Genomic DNA, 21,598 nt, shown 5'->3' with positions numbered 1-21,598 from the left:
ATATTGTAGCCTGGATGAAAAGGCAGTCGTAACCCCGACTACAAAAATGGAAAGCAAAAAATATAATCAGTCTACTTCCTTTTGTTTTTTGCTTTCTTCTTAACGTGACTCATTAGTCTTCTTTTTTTATTTACTTGCCTTTGCGATAACTTAATCTTCTTATCTGCAAAAGGGTTTGTTCCGCCTTTAAACTCAAATTTTAATGGTGTTCCGACTAATCCCAGATGTTTAATAAATTCATTGCTAAGATAACGCTTATAGCTTTCAGGTAAATCCGCCAATTGATTCCCATGGATGACAATTACAGGGGGATTATGCCCTCCAAGATGCGCATACCTTAATTTAATCCTACGTCCATTCACACAAGGAGGAGTGTGTTTCGTGCTAATATCTTGAAGCAATCGAGTTAATCTTGGTGTTGAAAAGGATTGGACAGCTGAAGCATACGCTTCGTTTATATCTTTAAATAAACCACCTACACCACTGCCATGCAAGGCCGATATGAATCTGATTTTTGCAAAATTAGCGAAATGTAATCTTCTGGATAATTCGCTTTTTACTTTTTCTTTATGCTCTTCATCTAAGCCATCCCACTTATTTACCGCAATAACTAATGCTTTACCGGATTCAATAATGAAGCCGAGCAAATTCATGTCTTGATCAGTAATCCCTTCCCTAGCATCCAGAACTTGTAAACATACATTCGATTTTTCAATGGCTTGTAACGTTTTAATCACAGAGAATTTTTCTATTTTTTCATCAATGCGAGATTTTCTACGTACACCTGCAGTGTCAATTAGAACATAGTTTTGTTCATCTCTTACAAAAGGAATCGAAATACTATCTCTGGTTGTACCTGGCATATCATAAACAACGACCCGTTCTTCACCCAAAATTCGATTAATCAAAGTTGATTTTCCAACATTGGGGCGACCGGCAAAAGCGATTTTAATCACATTATCTTCTTCACTTTCATCAACTTGAGTCGTAAATGGAGATAAAACCTCCTCGAGTAGGGTTCTAATACCACTACCATGCGACGAGGAAATAGAGTGAATATCAGTAATCCCTAAAGCATGAAAATCAGCACAGACAAGATCATCATCCAAACCTTCAGTTTTATTAACAACCAGATGTACTTTTTTATTTAATTTACGTAAATTACTGGCAATTTTTTCATCAATACCAGTCAAGCCAGCTCTTCCATCAACTAGAAAAAGAACAATATCAGCCTCATTAAGTGCGATTTCTGATTGTTTAGACATTAAATTATCAACAGCAATATCGTCAACACCAATACCTCCGGTGTCGACAACGATATAGTGCTTATGATCATGAATGGCTTGACCATACTGTCGGTCACGAGTTAAACCAGGAAAATCAGCAACTAGGGCATCTTGTGTCTTAGTCAGCCTATTAAATAATGTAGACTTACCAACATTAGGACGTCCAACAAGTGCAATCACAGGGATCATTTATTAACTCACAGATAATTGATTTAGCATTCCGTTGTCTGTTAATACATATAACTTTCTTCCAATCACGCTTGGAGAAATACTAACACCACTTGAAACTTTTGAACGAGCTATAATCTCACCCGTTTGTGAATCAATAAAATGTAGGTAACCAGTTTTATCACCTACTACCAAATCATTTTTAATCAATGCTGGCTCTGTTAATACTCTCGCCTTCAATCCAGTCTGTTTCCAATTGACTTGGCCACTACGTTTATCAATAGACCAAACGACATCATGACTGTCAGTGATATATAAAGTATTACCACTTAGAATCATATTTTTGTATACAGAACCAGGTTTTCTCCAGATAAACTGTCCGTCAGATAAAGACAGTGCGCCAATATAGCCTTGATAACTTGCAAGATAAACCACATTATTTTCTACAATTGGATCCGCATCGATATCAACCAATCGCTCGACATCGCTTGGTCCTGACGCATAAGCAATACTTCGTTGCCACATAACACGTCCTGTTTTTACATCTAATGCATCCAGTTTTCCATCAGAAAAACCAATCAATACTAGATTTCCCATTGCAACAGGAGATGAACTTGCCTTAAGGATTAAACTAGGAGAACCATGCTCTGTCATCCATATTTGTTTGCCATCAGCTGCATTAAATGCATAAACTCTACCGTCGATTGTCTTAACGATTACCTTTCCACCTAAAATAGTAGGCGGTGATAGAATTTCTCCGGTAACCTTTGTTTGCCATAATTTGGTACCATTATTTTCACTTAATACAACTAATGAGGAATTATTAGTGCCCACAGCAACATATCCACCAGCAACAGCCGGTCCACTAACCAAGCCATGCTTCAGAGCAGTAGACCATTTCATAGTACCATTATGCTTATTAACAGCTTGAACCAGTCCACTGGCATCAGCAGTGTATATAATTCCACTTTTCACTACCGGTTTAAGTCTTAAATATTCTTTATTTTTTGATGATTTACCAACAGCAACTGTCCAATTTTGTTCAACTTTAACTTTGTCCTTAATTTGTTTGAGCTCTTTAGGTTTTGGAGTGTTATCTTTACCTAACATGTAATCATCAAGTTTTGAACACCCTTGGATTATGGTACAAAGAATTAAAATAAATAATTTCATTTTCATGAAAGTCAAACCTCAATTTTTACAAAACATATCAATAAACACACTCATTACGTTTTAGCCCAGATAGAGCAAATCTCAAAATGTGTATGTTATATGAACCTATCAGGCTGATAACTAAAAGTTATGCAGATTCTACTTTTTTATCTTCAGAAATCATCGAGTGCGACTTACTTGCAATCGCATTGGTTTTCATTTCCAAAAATAAATTACCCATTCCATTATTTTTTACTTCCTCTAAAGCCAGTTTATAGGAGTTCATGGCCTCTTCATATTGTCCAGTGGCTCCGTAAATATCGCCCTTTAATTCATTAATGACTGGTAAATAAGTATTATCCTCAACATTACTCAATTCTTTAAGAGCATTTGTATAAGATTTTTCTGCTGCAAGGATACGTGCAATACGGATTTTGGCAATTTGTTTTAGAGTCGGCATCTTACTGTTCGAAGCAACAGCATTTAACTCGTTTGTTGCTTTATCCAGTTTATTTTTCGATACATAAACTTTTGCAAGTGTCATATGTGCTGCATCGGCATAAACAGTACGACTGTGCTCATGAATCAGTTCATTAGCATAGGCTCTAACTGCTTTGATATTTTGATTTGAAAGAGCAACCATCATTTGCTCATATGCAACTGATGCTTGTTGGGTTAGCTTTTCCTGATGCCAATGCAAATATCGATATCCAGCAATCCCAAAGAGTACAAGCGATAATAATACAGTGACAAGAGTACCATATTGCTTCCACCATTTTTTTATCGATTCTAATTGTTCCTCTTCAGTCATATACACTGACATAACACTCTCCTGCACTTACTCTAAATAATCTTTTAAAACCTGATTAACCATATTTTGATCTACAGTGATTTGCTCAGCTTCATTACGCAAATCTTTAATACTAATTTGCTTATTAGCCAACTCATCTTCACCTAAAATCAAAGCCAATCGTGCCCCGCTTTTATCTGCTTTTTTGAATTGACTTTTAAAGCTACCACCTGCTGTATTTACTGATACTTCAATTTCCGGATAAGCAGTACGTATTGATTCAGAAATCACGAGACCTTGTACCACAGCATTATCATTGGTAGCAATAATATACAAACCATTCTTTTTACTCTCCTGCTTTAGGACATTCAGAGTTTCCATAAGAAGATATATTCTTTCAATGCCTAATGCAAAACCTACTGCAGGTGTTGGATTACCGCCTAACTGTTCAACCAATATGTCGTATCGGCCTCCAGCACAAACTGTAGCCTGACTTCCTAGTTTATCAGTTACCCACTCAAACACCGTATGCCCATAATAATCAAGGCCTCTAACCAAAACAGGGTTAACTACATAAGGTACATTTAATGCGTCTAAGCCATCACAAAAAGATTGAAAATGTGCACGACTTTTTTCATCAAGTACATCAATCAGTTTAGGAGCATTAGCCAATAACTCTTGCATTTCCGGGTTTTTGCTGTCCAAAATACGCAATGGATTACGCGTTAGCCTACGCTTGCTGTCCTCATCTAACTGATGCTCATGATCCGTCAAATACTCAACAAGAACTTTTTTATAGCGCTGACGTTCTGTTAATTCACCTAATGTATTTACTTCCAATTGTACAAAGTCTGCAAAACCTAACTGTTCCCAAAATTTACGGCACATGGAAATCAATTCTAATTCAACCATGGTCCCAGGCATACCAAATGCCTCAACACCTAATTGATTGAATTGTCTATATCGTCCTTTCTGTGGTCTTTCATGACGAAACATAGGTCCCATATACCATAATTTTTGTTGCTGATTATGTAGGAGTCCGTTTTGCAGGCAAGCGCGCACACAACCTGCAGTCCCTTCGGGCCTCAAAGTAATACTATCGCCATTTAAGTCATTAAATGTGTACATTTCTTTTTCGACTATATCAGTGACTTCACCTATAGTCCGCTTGAATAACTGGGTACTTTCAATAAGCGGAAAGCGTATTTCCTGATAACCATAACTGGACAGTACACTTATAAAAACTTGTTCAATGGAACGCCATAATGCCGTTGCGTCAGGCAAAATATCATTCATTCCTCGTATTGCTTTAATTCGCTCAGCCACCGATTTTCTCCATAGGAGACATTTCCGGTTTGGGATTTAATAGAGATTGCATTTTTGATATATCAGTAAGCTTCAATTCTTGAGTTTCTACTGCTGGTGTTTGATTTAGTGATAAATCAACTGGGGTACTCTTTGTTGAAAACACTTGCTGCGAATCTCTGTTTTTTTGCCACCAAATTCCTACAGCAACAATCACTCCTACAGCAAATAATATTGTGAACCAGCGAATAATATGCTCTGCTTTATGAGACTCGCGTTTACTTTGTTGCCATAAAAGAGCACGATCAGATTTTTTCTCAACAACAAACTGTTCATTAAATATTGCCAGATAAGGTTCGGGGGAAGTTCCTAATAATTTAGCATATGCACGCAAATATCCCTTAACAAATACTGGTTCTGGTAACAAGTGAAACTCATTACTTTCAATTAATTCAATAATTCGAGCCCTTAAATGCAATTTATTGGCAACGTACTCAACTGTATACCCTTTTTGCTCACGTATACTGGCAAGCTGCTCGCCTGGATTTTTATTATGCTCAACTATATTTTCATCCAGTGTGGTTATTGTATTCATTAGTTACTCCACTAGTGTCGATATTGGAATTTAAATTATTTATACTTCGCTGATATTCTGCTGCAAGAGTATATTGTCCAACTTTCTCAGAAACCTCTTTGGCCAAAGATAATAATAGTCTGTCATTTAAAATTAAATCTGGATGCTTTTGTAACAGAGCAAAAGCTTCTGAAGCATTTCCGCTTTTAACTTCAAGTTTCAGTAATTCATAAAAAGATACCTTCCTTGAAGGATCTTGATTTAATGCTTTAGCAAAATATAGCTTGGCCTTGTCTTCATTAGGAACTGATAGAGCACAAAGACCAGCATTTTCATAAGCTCCGGCAGTATGAACATATTTCAAGTCATTAACAGCTTTTAAAAAGTAACTTTCAGCTCTTTTATAATCGCCTTGTCGACATAAAAAGGCTCCATAGTTATTTAGCTGTGCGCCTCCATTTCCTGCTAATGATATTGCTTTCAAATAGTATTTTTCTGCCTGATCCAGTTCTTTAGTTTGATCAAAATAATAAGCCATTGCTGAGTTAACATCAGGTGATGAAGGTTCTTGTTCTAATGCAGTAAGGATCTTTTTTTTCGCCCTAGGCCTATCACCTTGTTTTAAATAACCTAAGCCTAACTGTACATTATACGATGCGGCTTTACTGAGATCACGTTTTTTGAAATTTTGCTTTTCATCTTCTTCATTATGCACACAAGCCTGTAAAAACAGACAGGTGATAATAAATAAAAAACAAAACTTTTTTAACACAATATTTCACACTAAGGCTAGAAATGATTGCGCATTATAACCGCTTATAAATAAATTAAAAATGATTTGTCACAAATAATGATTTTATTGGGGTTTCAAATGACATAATTTTAGATGAAGCCTGCAGCGAGTCCTAGTATCGTTGCTCTCTTGGCTAGGGTCGTTCTGTTACCCCCAACTACAATATCATTGTACAGTTTGCGGCTTCTGATCCTTTTTGGGTGTAAAATGTAATTTTTGCCATCTTTGAGAGCGACTCGTTCTATCCTTAACTTCTCCGGCTAATTGTCCGCACGCGGCATCGATATCATCACCCCGTGTTTTCCGGGTAATCGTGTTAATTCCGTGAGCTATTAATTTATCTCTAAATGCATTAATTGTTTCCTGAGATGAACGCTCATATTGTGACATTGGAAAAGGATTAAAAGGAATTAAATTTACTTTTGATGGAATATTACGCAGTAACTTTATCAACTGAGTTGCATGCTCAGGTTGATCATTTACTCCCTTGAGCATTACATACTCAAAAGTTACTTTTCTTCGTGGTTCATTTTTAAAATAGGTTTTGCATAAAGCCATTAACTGAGCCAAGGGATATTTCTTATTTATAGGAACAAGTTCATTTCGCAGCTCATCAGTTGGTGCATGTAATGAAACAGCCAAAGCCACTGGGCTGACTTCTCTTAAACGTTCCAGATCGGGTAAAACTCCAGAGGTACTTAAAGTAACGCGACGCTTTGATAATCCATAAGCAAAATCATCCATCATAATATCCATTGCTGACACGACATTATCAAAATTAAGTAAGGGTTCTCCCATCCCCATCATCACCACATTGGTTACTCTTTTGTCGTGGGCTCCTTGCTGTTGTGATAATTCACGTACAGCCAACCATACTTGACCAATAATTTCTCCAGTGGATAAATTACGATTAAAACCTTGTTTCGCAGTAGAACAAAAGGAACAGTTTAAAGCACATCCCACTTGCGAGGAAACACATAAGGTACCTCGATTGGTTTCGGGGATAAATACCGTTTCGATGCAATTACCACAGTCCAGTTTCAATAGCCATTTATGAGTGCCATCATTGGATTTTTGGCAAGCAACTATTTCGGGTAATTTAATGCAAGATAGCTGTGTTAATTTTTCTCTTAGCGTCTTGCTAAGATTAGTCATTTTTGTGAAATCAGTAAAACCTGCCTGATGAATCCACTGTATTAGCTGCTGAGCTCGATATGGTTGCTCACCCCAGCTATTGAGTAATTCACGCATTTGTTGATAATTGTAATCCAGCAGATTTACTTTTTGTGCAGTCATTTTTACTCCAAATTTAATGACATTAGTTGCAATATAGTTGATGTAGCCTGAGTTTCGCTAAGCGGCACCCTGGCTACATTATATGTGTCATTAAATATCAAAAAAACCAGTTCTTATCGTTCACAAATTTCGTGTGGTTCAAAGAAAAAGGCAATTTCACGAGCCGCATTTTCAAGACTGTCTGAACCATGTACCGCATTGGCATCAATACTATCAGCGAAATCAGCACGAATGGTTCCAGGAGCAGCTTCTTTAGGGTTGGTAGCACCCATAATGTCTCTGTTTTTCAATACAGCATTTTCGCCTTGTAATGCCTGAACCATTACTGGACCAGAAATCATGAACTCAACTAAATCCTTAAAGAAAGGACGTGCACGATGAATCTCATAAAAATTTTCAGCTTGTTCACGAGAAAGTTGCATCATTTTTGCAGCAACGATGTTCAGACCTGCGTTTTCAAAACGAGTATAGATTTGGCCAATAACAGATTTAGCTACTGCATCGGGTTTAATAATTGACAATGTTGTTTCTTTTGCCATCATGCACTCCATAGGGGTTTAGTTAAAGTGCAATATTATACACGAAATCCCATCTATATGGCTAATATAAATTCATTGCAAGTCATTATCGTCTTCATAAATGAAGCAAACCCAGGATACATACTCGTGTCATATCTAGAAATTGTTTTTTTCTTTGTGCAACACTATTCTATTGCACCAATCGTTTTATCAAAGTATAAAGGTTCTCTGTTAATAGCATCTTGTTCGGGATCAATTTTGTAATCAGGTAATGATTTCATTAAATCCACAACACGAAGAATCGTTTCATAAAAGAGAGTTCGGTATGAGTTAGCTGCTCGGCTAAGCTCTTCAGTTTGCGCAACAAAATCACTTATTTGTTCATCAAAATCCATATCGATTTGCAATATTTCAGATAATACCATTACCATTTTTTTCTCTAAATCCTCGGTAAGCGAAATTTTAAGAATTTCATTCATTTTTTCTATGAAAAGAAATTGGTTGTTTTGGACATCTAATATATTGCTATAAATCAAAGCATGATTAATTGCCCGTCGAATTTTACTCTTTTTCTCAGAAATACCCGTGCTTTTGAGTAACGTACTCATTGCAGTAATCGCTTTTTCCAATTCTGTATTGAATATTTGAGCTAATCTAATCAACGCAGCCTGACTATTAGCAATTAAATAATCATGTTGCCCATGCACATTATGAAACTCATCACCAAGCGTAACTAGTTGTTGTCGTTCATTTTCAAGATCTTCACGTATAGAAGCACCTTGTGCTTCCTCACCTTTAGAATTTTCGCCAGACAATAAATAATCAATAAATAATTTTTGAGTATAGACATGATAATCATTTGCCTGTTGCAGGACGATACCATTAAGTACGCTTTTAAGTGGAACCCGCAACATTCGATGATAAAAACTATATGGACTTTTAATTGCTTCTACAAGCTCACTTTGCGCCAAATTGACTTTATACCTGCCTAATATACGCTCAGCTGTGATTACCCCGTAAGTTGAAAACCAGTTACTTAATTCAGTATCAGCTTGTTCCCCGTTCATTTTTCATCCAATTTAAATTTTCAAAATATTAGGTTTGTTTACAATTCGTTATATTAAGTCGAAATTCTTGTCACCTAATCGTAAAATCCATCGGCATCGAGCTTAGAAAATCAAGGTATTACAGCCAAAATAGTAGAATTGTAAAAAGGTCCTATGATATAAGACATTTTATTCGATAAGTATAGTGTATTTCACAGATGTTAAAACGATTAGATACTGATTTACAATTATTAAATGACTTTCTTCAAATAAAAACACCGCAAAGATGGTTAGATTTCGCAGCAGATCATATTCCTCTGTTATTAATTGACCATGCTCATTGTGAACGTAAGGCAGCTGCAACTGCAATTAATTTTATGGGCAAATACCCGGAAAAAAGAGAATTGGTTGAAGTGATGTCTCCTTTAGCACGTGAAGAACTACTTCATTTTGAAAAAGTCATTAACTTTATGACGAACAAAGGCATTGAATTTTGCCCCTTACAACCCTCAGGATATGCAACTCAAATGCATAAGCAAGTTACGAGCAGAAATGTTCTGCAACGTTTATGTGATCAATTGATTATTGGAGCTATTATTGAAGCCCGCTCTTGTGAGCGGTTTCACGCAATTATACCCTACCTTGAAGATCAGGACTTGGTAAAATTTTACGGTACTTTGATTAAATCGGAAGCTCGTCATTTTGAGGATTATCTGCGACTGGCGAAATTATATGGTGGGAATATAGAAGAACGTCTGAAGTTGTTCTTAACAATAGAAAATGATTTTATTTTAGCAACTGATACGGTATTTCGCTTCCATAGCGGAATACCGCAAATTCAATAAAGGCTTAATATAACGCTCTCAAATTATGGAGGAGTAGGAGTAGCTCGTGATTCTTCTTGCTCCTCATATTTCAAGTTTGCATTATCTTTCAGGAACTTGGACAAACTGGTTTCAGGATCAGCATTCAATCTTTTGAACGTATCTTCATCCAATACGGCACCACTTGCATAGTGTTTATATTCGTTTGGTTTTCCATCAACAGGAATATAATCATTTTCTGCTAACCAAAGGGCAACCATTGACCTAAACGCTTGATTTGCTTGATTTTCTGGTTTTTTGGGTTCGCCTTGCTTTTGTGGTGCATTGATTTGAACACCTTGGTTATAAGTCAAATCGGCTACGTGAACTTTTCCATCTTTGAATGTAACTTTATGTTCCAAGGTAGGAAGTTGAAGATCACCATCGCCTTTTATTGCATGTAACATTCTGGCTTTTACTTCAGAATACTTGTTCTCTGCCCCTTTAATTAGATAATTTCCAATCAACTTTGTAGCTAACCAGCTATTCTCTTCATCTGGATTCTTAAGTCTATTCCATGCCTCACCAGCGACTTGATCTGCTGAGATATTTACGGTTTTATTCATTTTTCCAAATAAATTCAACAAGGACATCATATTAGATCGCCAGTCATTATAAGCATTTTGCTCTGAATTAATCACTGAATCAGCTAATTCCTTTAATTCCTCTTCATAGGTTTCTGGTCCGCCATCTCTTCTCTTGGTCAGCTTATGCTTATTTCGCAGTTCATCCAACCATTTGGAATATTTCATCTGCTCTTCTTTACGCTTTTCAGCAATATATTCATCGAGATCTTTCTTATTTTTTTCCTCTCGGAGTTGAGCCATTCCCTTTGCAGAAAGTTCGTTCAGCTCCTTTAATTCTGTTTCCATCTGGTCTTTACTTTTAGCCGCCATAACCTGCTTCTCCACAAATATCACAAATGGGCAAAATAGAGCCCTTTTGTATTATCATAACACAATAACTGGGGTTTGTCATCCCAGTCACTGAGAACATAACGCTTTAATTTTTGCGAATTTTTTTGATGGGTTGTTATGCCAAATTTATGGGTATGACCATGAATTAATTGATTCACTTGATAGTATAGCATATGGTCAATGACCACTTCAGCAACTACATCCATTTCCTCAATAGATTTGCTCTGATTCATCTGGCTACGATAGCGCACTTGAGTTACTAATCGTTTGCGATAGTTTAATGGTAAACTTAAAAATAAGGTGGAAAAGATTTTGTTTCTGGTTAAAAAGCGAAAACGTTGGTGTGCTCTATCTTTAGTGCAATATCGATCACCATGTACCAACAGTATCTTTTCCTGTCCTAACTGAATTATAGATGGCTCAGGTAAAATGGTCCATCCTGTCATGTGAGCAAATGTTTTTCCCAGTAAAAAGTCTCGGTTTCCGTGCATATAAAACAAGTTAATTCCTTGTTTTTTCAAAGAAAATAATTGACGAGCAATCCCGCTGCTCCACTCATCAACAGTATCATCTCCTGCCCATGCATGGAAAAAATCGCCCAGAATATAAATATTTTTGACAGAAACGCTAGCCCATTCAATAAATTGATTAAAACGTTCTTGAATGGCTTGATCCTCCGGATGTAAATGAAGATCAGAAATAAAAACAGCTTCTATCATAGGGGCTCTATATGAATATGCTCATCCAATAAATAAATCTGACAGGGTCCATTATAAGGTTCGATCGCGTCGCTTAAGCGATAAAATCCAGCTATTGACACCAATTCCGCATCAAGTGATTGGCAAAAAATTCGTGCCTCTTTATCACCAGAAATTCCAGCCAGAGCCCTTCCTCTTAAAGCTCCGTATACATGAATACAGCCATCAGCTAATAATTCAGCACCATGACTTACAGAAGAAGCCACCACAAGATCAGCACCTTTTGCTACAACTTGTTGGCCCGAACGAACAGGTGTAGTAATTAACTTAGATTTTGATGATTCATGATGATTATTTTCAATTGGCCGCTCGATAATAGGTTTATCCTGCGTTGAAGAAGCATGCAGTACGGCCAATCCATTACATTGGGCCAACGTATCATGTATTATACTTCCTCCCTGAATGGCAACAGGAATCATGCCATGGGAACGAGCTAATTGCAGTAAAGCCTGTAAATCAAATTCTAATTGGTGTACTGCAGATAAATCAAAAACAACCGGGGTATGCTCAAATAACTTAGGAGCTTTGGCAATAGTATCATCCAGTTGATGCTTAAAAGCTTCAGGATCCGTATTTAATACTTGTAATACGGTAAATGTATAAAGGCGACCTTTTAATCTAAATGCTTGAGTTTGTGTTGTATTTTCACTCATGAGTATGATATCCATAACCAATATTTTTGTTTATACTAACATGTGAAAACCAATAACAGAAGGATATTAAGGTGGATAAACGGTGGTTTGAACAATATCAGAAAGGAGTTCCCCATGAAATTGACTCAAGTCAATATGCTTCCCTCGTAGATTTGTTTAAAGAATCCTGCACACGTTATGCTAAAAAAATCTCATATAGCAATATGGGAAGTAGTATCACTTTTAGTGAACTGGATGATTTAAGTCGAGCTTTTGCTGCTTATCTTCAGCAGCTTAAACTTAATAAGGGAACTCGAGTTGCAATCATGCTTCCTAATGTTCTTCAATACCCAGTGGCTCTGTTTGGCATCTTACGCGCAGGATATGTCGTTGTTAATACAAATCCACTCTACACTACAGACGAGCTTGTTCATCAGTTGAATGATGCTGGAGCCGAAGTGATCGTCGTGCTCGCCAATTTTGCAAAAACAGTTGAAAAAGGATTAAATTCCATTCCGACATTAAAGCATGTCATTGTGACTGAAATAGCGGATCTTTTCCCAACGCCGAAACGACTGCTTATCAATTCAATAATTAAATATGTAAAAAAAATGATACCTGCTTACAACATTCCTCATGCAGTTGCTTTTAACTATGTGTTACTTGAGGGAAAACAAGCTCCTTTACATCATGTAGAGTTAGATCATGATGATATCGCATTTTTACAATATACCGGAGGCACAACAGGTGTTGCTAAAGGTGCCATTTTGACTCATGGCAATATGGTCTGCAATGTCTTGCAAGCTGATGCATGGATTAGACCTGTGATAGGTATTAATGGCGATGACATCATTATTACAGCGATTCCTCTTTACCACGTTTTCTCGCTGACAGCTAACTGTTTGACCTTTTTAAAACATGGAGCCAGAAATGTACTGATTACGAATCCTCGTGATATGGGACATTTTATAAAAGAAATCAAAAAAGTAGGTTTTACAGCAATTACTGGTGTTAATACTCTCTTTAATGGCCTATTAAACCATCCTAAATTTAAAGAAGTTGATTTCAGTAAACTAAAAATTTCACTTGCCGGAGGTATGGCGTTACAAAAGAGCGTGGCTCTCAAATGGCGCGAAGTCACCAAAACACCGGTACTAGAAGCTTATGGATTAACTGAAACCAGTCCCGCGGCCATCATGAATCCCATGAATAAGACCGAATATAGCGGGAGTATAGGAGTACCCATCCCTTCTACAGATGTCGTTATTCTTGACGACGATGAGCATGAAGTACCTATCGGTACAAGCGGAGAAATATGCATTAAAGGTCCCCAAGTAACCCCGGGATATTGGAAACGACCCGATGAAACCGCTTTAGTGTTCACTAAAAGTGGCTACTTAAAAACAGGGGACATTGGCAAAATGGATGAAGAAGGCTTTATTTATTTAGTCGATCGAAAAAAGGACATGTTACTCGTATCTGGCTTTAATGTTTATCCTAATGAGGTGGAACAAGTTATTGCAATGCATACTGGGGTTTTAGAAGTTGGTGTAGTGGGGGTTTTTGACAAAGAGTCTGGTGAGCGCGTCAAAGCATGTATTGTTAAAAAAGATCCAAATTTAACTGAAGAACAAGTTATTGCTTATTGCCGTGAGCATCTAACTGCTTATAAAGTTCCCAAAATTGTTGAGTTCTATGATGAACTCCCCAAAACAAATGTAGGAAAAATTCTTCGTCGAGCACTTAAAGATTCTCATGCTACATCTCCCAGCCACCCCGAAAAAAAACCAGCTGTTGCAATATAATTTAGCCCGGGTGAAGCACAGCGAACCCGGGATCTCTAATAAAATAGAAATAATTTTTTGTTCCTGAAATTTCGATGTTCAGATGTAAAGCATTATCAGAGCATCGCATTCAGTGTTTTATTTTGCCAATTGTTTCATTATGCGGGCTGTTGCTCCCCATACCCAATCTTTATTCGCAGTAAATTCACAAGTGACATAACGACGACCAGCACGTTCAATGATAAAATCTTTATAATTCTTAGCATCTTGTACCAGTACCATCGGTATCGAGATTAAACGAACGACTTCATGATAATTTAATTGATAGGGTTTTACCGACTCAATGCTCGCAAACCAGGGATGTATAATACTTCCTAACAGTGTTTTCTGAGTGTTTAATTCTTTGATTAGAGTTATGCGTTCAGGGGTAATACCTAACTCTTCTTGCAACTCTCTAAGCGCAGTAACACAATAATTATCATCCCCCTCTTCCCATATACCACCAGGAAAGCAAATCTCTCCTGGATGAGTGCGCAATTGCTCGCTGCGTTGTGTCAGAATTAATGAATCAGATAATTGTTCATACAAGACAACTACTGCCGAATGCACAAGTTTTTTCCCTTTAAATTCATTTAAGTCCATTAATAACCGCTGCTATTTTGATAAAACATTCACGATATTCATCTTCACAGTTTGAGTCAATAACTATTCCACCGCCAGCCGCTAAATGTAAAATATTCTTTCTAGCTGTAATCGTGCGAATAGCAATGTTCGTATCAAATCGCCCATGCCGTGAAAAATAGCCTATAGACCCACAATAAACCCCGCGTGCATAAGACTCTTGTTCATCAATAATTCGCATAGACTCAATTTTGGGAGCTCCTGTAATAGAGCCACCTGGAAAACAAGACAAAAACGCTTCAAAAGGTAGTATGGTTGGCAAACATTGAGCTTCAATTGTACTTACTAAATGATGAACTGAATTATAACTTTGTACTTCGCATAAATTAGTCACATTCACCGAGCTAGATTCTGCAATTTTACCTAGATCATTTCTCAGCAAATCAACGATCATCACATTCTCGGCTCGATTTTTTTCACAAGATGACAATTGGTTTTTTAATCGTTGATCCTCAACCTCATTAGTAGAGCGCCCGATAGTTCCTTTAATAGGTGATGTAACTAATTTACCTTCGTCATATAAAAGAAAACGTTCCGGCGAGAAACTTAAGATATCAGCATCGGCAGTCCTTAAAAAGGCAGCAAAAGGTACTGGGTTTTTCATACAGATTTTTTTATAAAAAGCCCAGCTATCCCCCTCATAAGCAGCATGAAATGGTTGAGTAAGATTAACCTGATAACTTCTTCCTTCTTTTAAAAATTGATATACGGAAGAAAAGGCATTCATGTAATTCTGTTTATCCATCAAAGGAGTAAAATCACTTTTAATGCCGGCATCGCAGGACTGATTGGGAATGGAATTCCAAAGTTCCAAAACTTCATCAACTACTTTGAGAGTTGATTGATGCATATTTGCTGCAAATAATGTTATTTTTTTTTGATGATGATCGACGATAATTGCCCAATCATATAATCCAAAGTCCAACAAAGGCATATACTCTAATGTTGGTTGGATGCGGGAGTTTATGCCTAATAACTTTGCACCAAGATCATAAGAAACATAGCCAAGTGCACCACCTTGAAAAGGAAGATCCGCCACGGAGGCTACTGGCGATAAGATTTGACTTATTCTTTTTAATAAACGCGGCAAATCATGTGTATTTTGATCAATTTCAATAAAATCATAAGGATAAGCACTGAGAATATCATAGCGGCCATGAAATCGGTCTGTGCTTTCTAGTAGAACAAAACCAGGTAAATGGTGCAATTTTTGGTAATACTCATGTAACGAATCGTTATAGGCCAATGAATATAAAACAATTTGACTCAAAATATTCCTCTTAGCTAATTATTACAATAACTTACTTTAATATAGATACTTGGTGAGGCAAAGCGAAACCTGGGGATTAGTATTTTAGACATTTCGCGGGTTCCTTTATGTCTCAGTAAGGCTACAAGTTTCTTACTTATTCTCTGGTTTTTGAATTAATTTCTGAGTATGCTATGCAAACGCTTTATTGACAAGGAGCCTTATATGGCAACAGTTGCTCAATTTGATATTACATATACTCAGTTTTTAAATGAACATGGAAAACTGGTCGGTCAACTACCCCCTTTTGCCCATAATCATTCTGCACTCAAAGAACTTTATAAAATCATGGTTCTTACACGTACCTTTGATAAAAAAGCTATTGCTTTACAAAGAACAGGTAAAATGGGAACTTATGCCCCGATTAATGGACAAGAAGCAATTTCAGCAGCTATAGGCCATGCAATGCGCCCTGAAGACGTGTTTGTACCTTATTACCGAGATTACGCTGCTCAATTTCAACGCGGCGTAAAAATGTCTGAAATCTTGGCTTTTTGGGGTGGAGATGAGCGTGGCAGCCAGTTTTCATGTAATTCAAAAGACTTACCAATATGTGTGCCTATCGCTTCTCAATGCTTGCATGCAGCAGGCGTTGCATTTGCCTTCCAATACAGAAATCAGCCACGTGTAGCTGTAGTATGCCTGGGTGAAGGTGGTACTTCAGAAGGTGATTTCTACGAGGCCATAAATGTTGCAGGTACTTGGAAGTTACCTGTTGTTTTTATAGTTAATAACAACCAATGGGCTATTTCAGTCCCCAGAGATCAACAGACTGGTTCACAAACTATTGCACAGAAAGCTATAGCCGCTGGTTTTACAGGTATGCAAATTGACGGTAATGATATTCTGGCAACAAGACAGGTTATTGGTGATGCGATTGAAAAAGCACGCCGTGGTGAAGGTCCGACTTTAATTGAAGCCCTTTCTTACCGTTTATCGGATCATACAACAGCCGATGATGCAACTCGATATCAACCATGTCAGGAAGTTGAAAAGGCAAAACCGAAAGAACCCATATCACGATTTAAAGAGTTTCTGATAGAACAAAAAATCTGGGATGCACAAGATGAAGAGAGTTTGGTAATCCAGTGTTCTAAAGAGGTAGAAGAAGCCGTTAATGAATATTTAAGTATGGAGACACAACCGATTAGTAGTATTTTTGATTATCATTATGCGGAACTACCTGAATATTTAGTGGAACAACGTGCAATAGCTATGGAGGAAGCAACTCATGCCTGATATTACTTTAATTGAGGCGGTAACTCAGGCTTTGGCTTATGAGTTAGCTCATGATGAAAATGTAGTGGTTTTTGGAGAGGATGTCGGTAAAAATGGTGGTGTCTTCCGTGCTACAGTAGGATTACAAGAACGATTCGGAGAAAAAAGAGTTTTTGATACTCCTTTGGCAGAGTCAATGATTGCTGGTTTAGCAATTGGTATGTCAATACAGGGGCTGAAGCCTGTTGCTGAATTCCAATTTATGGGATTTATCTACCCAGCCATGAACCAAATTATTTCTCATGCTGCTCGTATGCGTAATAGGACGCGAGGACGACTGCACTGCCCGCTTGTGTTCCGAGCTCCTTTTGGTGGCGGTATCAGAGCTCCAGAGCATCATTCAGAAAGCACCGAAGCATTATTTGCTCATATTCCGGGTTTGCAGGTAGTGATTCCCTCCTCCCCTAGGCGCGCTTATGGCTTGCTCCTGGCCGCTATGCGTAATCCAGATCCAGTGATTTTTCTTGAACCAAAGCGAATTTATCGTTTGGTCAAACAACCTGTTGAAGATAATGGTGAGGCTCTGCCTCTAGGAAAATGTTTTACATTGCAACAAGGTGATGACGTCACATTAGTAAGTTGGGGGGCTAGTATTCACGAAACGCAACAAGCAGCCAAACAATTGGGTGACGAAGGAATTTCTTGTGAGGTAATTGATGTAGCAACAATTAAACCACTAGATATAGAAACAATTCTAACCTCAGTAGAGAAAACGGGGCGTTGTGTTATCGTTCACGAGGGAGCAAAAACTTGTGGGGTTGGTGCCGAAATTTCAGCCCAGATTATGGAAAATTCTATGACTGATTTAATGGCTCCGGTTCAACGGGTAACTGGATATGATACTGTGATGCCATATTTCCAATTGGAAAAACAATACATACCCAGTGTTACACGTATTAAAAACAGCGTTATGAGCATAATGGAGTAATAATGAATATATTCAATCTACCTGATTTGGGTGAAGGCCTACCGGATGCTGAGATTCATGAATGGTTTGTCAAGGAAGGTGATACAGTAGTAGCAGATCAACCTTTGGTTTCTATGGAAACTGCAAAAGCAGTGGTTGATGTACCTTGTCCTCAGTCTGGAACTATTAGCAAATTATATGGCAAGCCTGGAGATGTCATCAAAACGGGTGAACCTTTGGTAGCGTTTGAATCAACAAGTGCCAAGGCTGCAGATAAAGGAACAGTTGTTGGTAACTTAGAAGAAAGTAGTGAAACTTTTGAAGATAACTTCACTATTGGCGCTCAACAAAGCAGTAGAAATCGTATCAAGACAACACCAGCAGTTAAAATGCTTGCTAAAAAACTTGGTGTTGATTTATCTACAGTTAAAGGGACTGGAGAATTTGGTGTCATTACTCGTAATGATGTTCAGGCACAAGCAGATAAAAACTCTGAAGTTCCTGCCGGCTTTGAACCTCTGCGTGGAGTAAGACGTGCAATGCTCAACAGTATGGTTCAATCTCACGCCGAAATTGTTCCTGTAAGTATTTTTGATGAAGCGGATATTAGTGCATGGAAGCCAGGTACTGATATTACAGTTCGCCTTGTTCGCGCAATAATCCATGCTGCAAACAAAGAACCCGCTTTAAATGCATGGTTTGATACCAAACATAGTGCACGTCAATGTTTTGATCAGGTACACCTCGGTTTAGCCATGGATAATGACGAAGGTTTGTTTGTACCTGTTATTCATGATGCAGCAAAACTTTCCGATACCGATCTGCGTAAAATGATCAATGATTTTAAAAAATCTGTAAGTAATCGAGAAATTACGGCAGATAAATTGAAGGGAGCAACCATAACCCTTTCTAATTTTGGCAAATTTGCCGGACGCTTTGCAAGTCCGATTATTGTTCCACCAATGGTTGCCATTTTAGCTGTGGGTAGACTCTATCAAGGAGCTGTTGTCACGCCCCAAGGAACTGTAGAAGCACATAATATACTGCCCCTATCGCTAAGTTTTGATCACAGAGCAGTCACTGGAGGCGAAGCAACTCGTTTCTTAGGGGCGGTGATGGAATCATTACAAAAAGATTAAGGTAGAAAATCCTCTCCCTGGACGGAGAGGATTTTAGATGTTACTGTTGCATTTTTTGTTGCACTTTACTTTTTATTTTTTCAGCTAACTTCATTTTGCATTGTTGCAATTGTTCTGGACTAAAATTGGTATTTGGTAATCTTTTATTACCCATTGCTACAGGTAAAACACAGTCTTTGATTAACTCTTTCCCCGCATTCTCCCCGCCCTTATAGTAACCATTTTGCATACAAGTAATTGCAATGGCTTTACAGGGTCCTGTCCAACCAAATAATGAAACACTCATTAATAAGCTAAATATACCAATCTTTGCAAATAATTTATTCATTTTTATAATTCCTTTTTGTTGAGGATAAAATCCTATTTTTAAACAATTGCCTCTAAAATATAGCACAGTATTTATATTCTGCTTTTCTTCATTTATTAAATGCGAATTAAATGGAAAAACCTTTTCAAAACCTCGTTCAATTTCCTGAGCTATATTTAATAAATATGCATGCTAACTTGATTGTAAATATATATGAAAACTGCAGTAATTTGGTCAAACGTAGAATATAGCAATATCCCTTTTGGACACTTATACCAACTTGATAAAGTAGGTATTTCAAATGTGATTATTTTACTTAATGATGATGAGTTTAAGAAAGCGCACCAAACTAAATTTGTGGTATTTGATGATACTGAAGCTCAAACTGTTATAGAGCATTATCAATCTCAAAGTAATCAACTTAAAATCGAGGTTATAAACACAGGGATAGCGAGTACAGAAGAAGAAAAACTTGCTTTTTACCTGAAGAAACATGCAAAAAAGCAATATAAACTCCATCTATATCTTTGTAAGGAAACGATACCCTGGGTTAGTGAAGAATTATGTGCTAAACCAGCAATAACAGACACAACAAAATATTCAATTATTCCCTTCTTTACAAAAAATACTCGAAGACAGCTACCTTTATTTGAAGCCCCCAGCTCATCAGAACAAGCAATCAAACTTTTGCAAAACAATTTAGCTCCGTGTCTTTGTTACAAACTAGATTTATTCGATTTATTGCATTATCAATGGCTGTTTAATATTTTTGTTGAGTTAATCAGTCTAAAAATCAAATTACATGAGGGCAAAAGCGTTGAATTTTCGCTTCCATTCAATAAGCTGGTCAAGGATTTCAATAAAAATATAGCAGACCTTGAAAAAGCAGAAAAAAATTTTGAAATAACACACAAAAAAGCGTATTCGACACTTAATAGCCCTGATAAATTCACGCTATGGCAGCATAATAAGAATGTGAAAAAAAAGGAACAGCTCGAGAATAAATTTCCTAAATTAATCGGTAAGCTAATTGAGCTCTACGACCAATTAGCATTACAAGAAAATCTTGACGATGTCCCAGAAGATAATTTTGCACAAAAAAAATCTTGAATATATTGAAAATACGATTAAATAATTAGCGGCTGCTGACAATTCAGCTCGCCGCCTACATGCCGCGGACGAGCCTTGAGTTTTCTACACATCGCACATTCACTGAGTCATTTTCAGCTATCGCAACAGTTAACTGAACTTTCTTTTTGAAGAGTACAAAAAAACTATGTTTGAGCAATCTTATTCAGCAATGCAGCTAACCGGCATCCTGCATATGTAGCCTGTTTTTGAACTAATAGCTGAGCATTTTCTTGATATTTATCACTAGGCGTTTCATTAGGATTAATTTGATAAACATTTTTTAAGGCCAGCTTATGTGACATTTTTGCCCATTTAGCAGGTTTAATCTGGGCATCAATATCCGAACAAGGTAATTTTTGTTCTAATTGCTGCGCTGTACTTTTAATTCGCGTCTCATCATATTGCCCGAGAAAAAAACCGGCTCCATTGTCCCAGTATTGATGTAAATTAGCCCCCACAGGGTTTTTCCCTAAAAAGAATAAATTACCACCTAGATCTCCTTTTGGGTGTTGAGCACTGACGTGGGTTACGGCATGTAAAGGTTGATGAATATCACCTGCGATATGTATTAACATCCGTAATGCAAGTTTTTTATCTGATGGAGTCGTTTTTTTAGAAGTAAGAACAGCTCTTGCTTGCTTAATTGCCTTTATTGCATTGGTACTTTCTACTGGAGGTAACCGAGTCCCATCACTTGAGAAAGGAATATCGATATAATGCATTACATCATACCAATATACTTCCCTCCACCTAATATCATCCATCCAAGTCGAGGCACTAACAAAGCTTGAGTTAGGTGTGTTATACCTATGCGAACGAAGATATTTATAGCACATGCCTTTCGCTTTTGGTGATAAATTATCGTAGGCAATTTGTGCCACTACCTTGTGGCCTGCCGCATTCCAAGCATAGCTATTTAAAAACCCTAAGCACAAAACAAGTACATAAATAATTCGTGACATAA

22 protein-coding genes are annotated in these 21,598 nt (G+C 37.3%); 6 read left to right on the top strand and 16 right to left on the bottom strand.

The window, feature by feature from the left end; translation table 11 throughout:
* Positions 1–71 precede the first annotated feature (71 nt).
* The 9 genes from der to BW930_RS03910 form a co-directional block, all read right to left on the bottom strand.
* Complete coding sequence (gene der / locus BW930_RS03950; RefSeq protein ID WP_058469496.1) at positions 72–1,475, bottom strand: ribosome biogenesis GTPase Der; 1,404 nt, start codon at positions 1,473–1,475, stop codon at positions 72–74.
* A gap of 3 nt (positions 1,476–1,478) precedes the next feature.
* A complete protein-coding gene (gene bamB, locus BW930_RS03945; protein WP_058469495.1) occupies positions 1,479–2,633 on the bottom strand; it encodes an outer membrane protein assembly factor BamB in 1,155 nt (384 codons plus the stop codon).
* A gap of 121 nt (positions 2,634–2,754) precedes the next feature.
* On the bottom strand, positions 2,755–3,429 hold the full coding sequence (locus tag BW930_RS03940) for a YfgM family protein (protein ID WP_058469494.1): 675 nt from the start codon (positions 3,427–3,429) through the stop codon (positions 2,755–2,757).
* Between the two features lie 15 nt (positions 3,430–3,444).
* Positions 3,445–4,692, bottom strand: a complete 1,248-nt coding sequence (hisS, locus tag BW930_RS03935; RefSeq protein WP_217697068.1) for a histidine--tRNA ligase — start codon at positions 4,690–4,692, stop codon at positions 3,445–3,447.
* A gap of 22 nt (positions 4,693–4,714) precedes the next feature.
* Complete coding sequence (locus BW930_RS03930) at positions 4,715–5,296, bottom strand: helix-turn-helix domain-containing protein (protein ID WP_058469492.1); 582 nt, start codon at positions 5,294–5,296, stop codon at positions 4,715–4,717.
* Complete coding sequence (pilW, locus tag BW930_RS03925; protein ID WP_058469491.1) at positions 5,271–6,047, bottom strand: type IV pilus biogenesis/stability protein PilW; 777 nt, start codon at positions 6,045–6,047, stop codon at positions 5,271–5,273. The genes BW930_RS03930 and pilW overlap by 26 nt, the downstream gene beginning before the upstream one ends.
* A 186-nt stretch (positions 6,048–6,233) precedes the next feature.
* On the bottom strand, positions 6,234–7,364 hold the full coding sequence (gene rlmN / locus BW930_RS03920) for a dual-specificity RNA methyltransferase RlmN (RefSeq protein WP_058469490.1): 1,131 nt from the start codon (positions 7,362–7,364) through the stop codon (positions 6,234–6,236).
* 113 nt (positions 7,365–7,477) lie between these two features.
* Positions 7,478–7,903: a nucleoside-diphosphate kinase gene (gene ndk, locus BW930_RS03915; protein WP_058469489.1), complete on the bottom strand. Its 426-nt coding sequence runs from the start codon at positions 7,901–7,903 to the stop codon at positions 7,478–7,480.
* A gap of 164 nt (positions 7,904–8,067) precedes the next feature.
* Positions 8,068–8,949 (bottom strand): hypothetical protein, encoded by an 882-nt coding sequence (locus BW930_RS03910; protein WP_058469488.1) that lies wholly within the window; start codon positions 8,947–8,949, stop codon positions 8,068–8,070.
* Between the two features lie 197 nt (positions 8,950–9,146).
* Here BW930_RS03910 and BW930_RS03905 point away from each other — a divergent pair, with 197 nt between their 5' ends.
* Complete coding sequence (locus BW930_RS03905; protein WP_058469487.1) at positions 9,147–9,773, top strand: MiaE family protein; 627 nt, start codon at positions 9,147–9,149, stop codon at positions 9,771–9,773.
* 23 nt (positions 9,774–9,796) lie between these two features.
* Here BW930_RS03905 and BW930_RS03900 read toward each other — a convergent pair whose 3' ends face one another.
* From BW930_RS03900 to minC, 3 genes are read right to left on the bottom strand one after another with little or no spacing between them, the layout of a single operon-like run.
* Complete coding sequence (locus BW930_RS03900; RefSeq protein ID WP_058469486.1) at positions 9,797–10,687, bottom strand: hypothetical protein; 891 nt, start codon at positions 10,685–10,687, stop codon at positions 9,797–9,799.
* Between the two features lie 20 nt (positions 10,688–10,707).
* Positions 10,708–11,427, bottom strand: coding sequence for a UDP-2,3-diacylglucosamine diphosphatase (locus tag BW930_RS03895; RefSeq protein ID WP_058469485.1), 720 nt, complete (start codon positions 11,425–11,427; stop codon positions 10,708–10,710).
* Positions 11,424–12,119 (bottom strand): septum site-determining protein MinC, encoded by a 696-nt coding sequence (gene minC, locus BW930_RS03890; protein ID WP_058469484.1) that lies wholly within the window; start codon positions 12,117–12,119, stop codon positions 11,424–11,426. Before minC ends, BW930_RS03895 begins: the two co-directional genes overlap by 4 nt.
* A gap of 71 nt (positions 12,120–12,190) precedes the next feature.
* Here minC and BW930_RS03885 point away from each other — a divergent pair, with 71 nt between their 5' ends.
* Positions 12,191–13,903 carry an AMP-binding protein gene (locus tag BW930_RS03885; RefSeq protein ID WP_058469483.1) on the top strand — a complete coding sequence of 571 codons (1,713 nt, stop codon included), beginning with the start codon at positions 12,191–12,193 and terminating at the stop codon, positions 13,901–13,903.
* 117 nt (positions 13,904–14,020) lie between these two features.
* Here the strand turns inward: BW930_RS03885 and BW930_RS03880 are convergent, their stop codons facing one another.
* Together BW930_RS03880 and pabB are read right to left on the bottom strand one after the other, a co-directional pair.
* The gene (locus tag BW930_RS03880; RefSeq protein WP_058469482.1) at positions 14,021–14,524 is read right to left on the bottom strand and encodes an NUDIX hydrolase; all 504 of its coding nucleotides are present in this window, start codon (positions 14,522–14,524) and stop codon (positions 14,021–14,023) included.
* Positions 14,511–15,833 carry an aminodeoxychorismate synthase component I gene (gene pabB / locus BW930_RS03875; RefSeq protein WP_058469481.1) on the bottom strand — a complete coding sequence of 441 codons (1,323 nt, stop codon included), beginning with the start codon at positions 15,831–15,833 and terminating at the stop codon, positions 14,511–14,513. Before pabB ends, BW930_RS03880 begins: the two co-directional genes overlap by 14 nt.
* 204 nt (positions 15,834–16,037) lie before the next feature.
* Between pabB and pdhA the strand changes: the two genes are divergently transcribed.
* The 3 genes from pdhA to BW930_RS03860 are packed head-to-tail and all read left to right on the top strand — an operon-like array spanning position 16,038 to position 19,196.
* Positions 16,038–17,111, top strand: coding sequence for a pyruvate dehydrogenase (acetyl-transferring) E1 component subunit alpha (gene pdhA / locus BW930_RS03870; RefSeq protein ID WP_058469480.1), 1,074 nt, complete (start codon positions 16,038–16,040; stop codon positions 17,109–17,111).
* Positions 17,104–18,078: an alpha-ketoacid dehydrogenase subunit beta gene (locus BW930_RS03865; protein ID WP_058469479.1), complete on the top strand. Its 975-nt coding sequence runs from the start codon at positions 17,104–17,106 to the stop codon at positions 18,076–18,078. The genes pdhA and BW930_RS03865 overlap by 8 nt, the downstream gene beginning before the upstream one ends.
* A 2-nt stretch (positions 18,079–18,080) precedes the next feature.
* Positions 18,081–19,196, top strand: a complete 1,116-nt coding sequence (locus BW930_RS03860) for a dihydrolipoamide acetyltransferase family protein (protein ID WP_058469478.1) — start codon at positions 18,081–18,083, stop codon at positions 19,194–19,196.
* A gap of 40 nt (positions 19,197–19,236) precedes the next feature.
* On the opposite strand, the gene BW930_RS03855 is transcribed toward BW930_RS03860, so the two are convergent.
* The gene (locus BW930_RS03855; RefSeq protein WP_058469477.1) at positions 19,237–19,524 is read right to left on the bottom strand and encodes a hypothetical protein; all 288 of its coding nucleotides are present in this window, start codon (positions 19,522–19,524) and stop codon (positions 19,237–19,239) included.
* 192 nt (positions 19,525–19,716) lie between these two features.
* Between BW930_RS03855 and BW930_RS03850 the strand changes: the two genes are divergently transcribed.
* On the top strand, positions 19,717–20,613 hold the full coding sequence (locus BW930_RS03850) for a hypothetical protein (RefSeq protein WP_058469476.1): 897 nt from the start codon (positions 19,717–19,719) through the stop codon (positions 20,611–20,613).
* 164 nt (positions 20,614–20,777) lie between these two features.
* Here the strand turns inward: BW930_RS03850 and BW930_RS03845 are convergent, their stop codons facing one another.
* Complete coding sequence (locus tag BW930_RS03845; protein ID WP_058469475.1) at positions 20,778–21,596, bottom strand: S1/P1 nuclease; 819 nt, start codon at positions 21,594–21,596, stop codon at positions 20,778–20,780.
* Positions 21,597–21,598 lie beyond the last annotated feature (2 nt).

Source organism: Fluoribacter gormanii (genome assembly GCF_900156395.1).
In the GTDB taxonomy this organism is placed as follows: Bacteria; Pseudomonadota; Gammaproteobacteria; order Legionellales; family Legionellaceae; genus Legionella; species Legionella gormanii.
The sequence above is the reverse complement of the archived record's forward strand: the minus strand, read 5'-3'. Positions and strand labels throughout refer to the sequence as shown.